This is a genomic window from Caballeronia sordidicola (assembly GCF_001544455.2).
GTDB lineage: Bacteria > Pseudomonadota > Gammaproteobacteria > Burkholderiales > Burkholderiaceae > Caballeronia > Caballeronia sordidicola.
Window position 1 is genome coordinate 1 of the sequence record NZ_FCOC02000053.1, and the last position, 1,954, is coordinate 1,954.

The 1,954-nt window shown below is 59.2% G+C and carries 1 pseudogene; it reads left to right on the plus strand.

Going from position 1 to position 1,954, the window contains the following annotated elements:
• Nucleotides 1-1,934: pseudogene (locus AWB64_RS30510) on the plus strand (hypothetical protein); the annotation flags it as partial.
• Nucleotides 1,935-1,954: the final 20 nt, after the last annotated feature.

Here is a 1,954-nt window from a genome sequence, read left to right on the forward strand (position 1 = left end):
TGACGCTGCGCGTGAACAACCTCTCCTACGACGCCAAGGGTTCCATCCAGATCAACGGCGGCAAATGGATCGACCTCACGAACGCAAACGTGACCGTACTGGGCAACGCAAAACTGTACGGCGGCATTGGCGGCGGCTACGACACCATCAAACTGAACGTACCCATATCGGGCGCGATCAACGGCAGCAATGTCATCAATTTCCGCTTCAATACCACCGATGGCGTGAGCTCGGGTTATCGCGTGCTGTCATTCAACCTGCTCGATGCATCGGGCAATGCGCTGATTGCCGACAGCAATTTCACGCAAGACGATCCAACCAAATGGAGCGCGCCGCTTCCAAACACCGCCGATATTGCCGCCGGTCAGAAGTTATGGCAAAGCGCCACGCTGATCGATTCGCCCATCAATTCGGGCAAGCAACTCAAGGCGCATTGCATGGACTGCCACAGCGCGAGCGGAAACGACTTGTTCAAGTTCAATTACTCGAATAACTCGATTGTCGTTCGAAGCGAATATCACGGCTTGTCGCAGAATCAGGGCTTGCAGATCGCGAGCTATATCCGGAGCTTGGCCAGCACCAATCCCACGCCTGGACCAAAATGCCGTCCGTGGAATCCGCCCTATCAGCCGGGCCTAGGCCTGGATAGCGCGCCGGTGAGCGACTGGACCTGTGGCGCGGGTATTGACGCGGTATCGGAAAATGACCTCGATACACTCGCCACGATATTCCCGAGTGGCGTCAATAAAGCAGCGATATCGACCAAGGGGCAAATCAATCTGCGCGAAATTCCCATTGGCTTCCAGTTACCCGACTGGAATCACTGGGTGCCGCGCATTCACCCGAAAGACGCCTGGGGCGATTACTTCACGAACAGCAACCTGAACAAGGACTACGCGGGCGAAGGCACGGGTTCATCCAACTACAACATGCGCACCCAGCTTGCCAACGGCGGCACGAGCTACGCGCAAGGCAAGACCGGCGACATCTTCAACGACCTCTATTACTGGGGCAGCGAACTGGGCGAGCGGTTCACGCCACCGAACGAAGGCGTGAGCGGCAGCTATACGATTGCGCAGCAGAAGAACCTGTACGGGACCGCGCAGTGGCAGTTGATGAAGTCGTGGGAGCTTGCGCAGGATTTCTCGCTGGAAACGAACTGTCCGACCGCGTGGGTCACCAAGGAGAATGCGCCCAAGGCGGAAAAGCGCGGCTGGTGCGGATACTGGCGCTTCGTCTTCAACGTGTCGCCGCACATCCAGGGTTTTCCGGCCGACAACAGCATGTTCGGCAGCGCGGTGGCGCATTACGTGAAGGCCAACCAGTGGTACTACCTGCAGATCCTGCTCAATCCGGGTTCGGGCGCACACAACGTGCACCTGCCGACCGACTGGCAATACGCGTACGGCCTGCTCAACAACCTGCTGCAAAGCAGCGGGCGGCCGGAGCCGATCCGCAACTTCCTCTACGTGCTCAAGGGCGCACAGGAAATGGATAACGGCGTGGGCGTAACCGATGTCACGCGCGGCTGGACCATTCGCGACAGCAGCCCGCTCGATGTCTGGAACGGCGGTCAGAACGGCGTCTGGAAGGGCACGAGCCCGGCCACGGAGCAGGCGGTGGTCAACGCGTTCCTGTCGAACTGGATGGACACCACGACGAGCTTCAACATCACCACGTGGCAGCGCGAGGGGGCGGCCAATGCAGTGGCGGGCGAGACGACGTGCGGCTGGAGCATGCGCAGCCTGTGCGCGGTCGGCTATGTTCACGGGACGGTATCGGGCGGCACTACCGAGAACTTCCCGACGTGGACGTGGAACCAGATTCCGCAGATGCTGGGCGAAGGCATCGACAAGACGCAGGTGAACCGCTTGTCGACGTGGCTGAACACGGCGTATCCGAGCGGTAACTATCTGAGTTTGATCAAGAACTGATCGATAGATAGCGGCATATA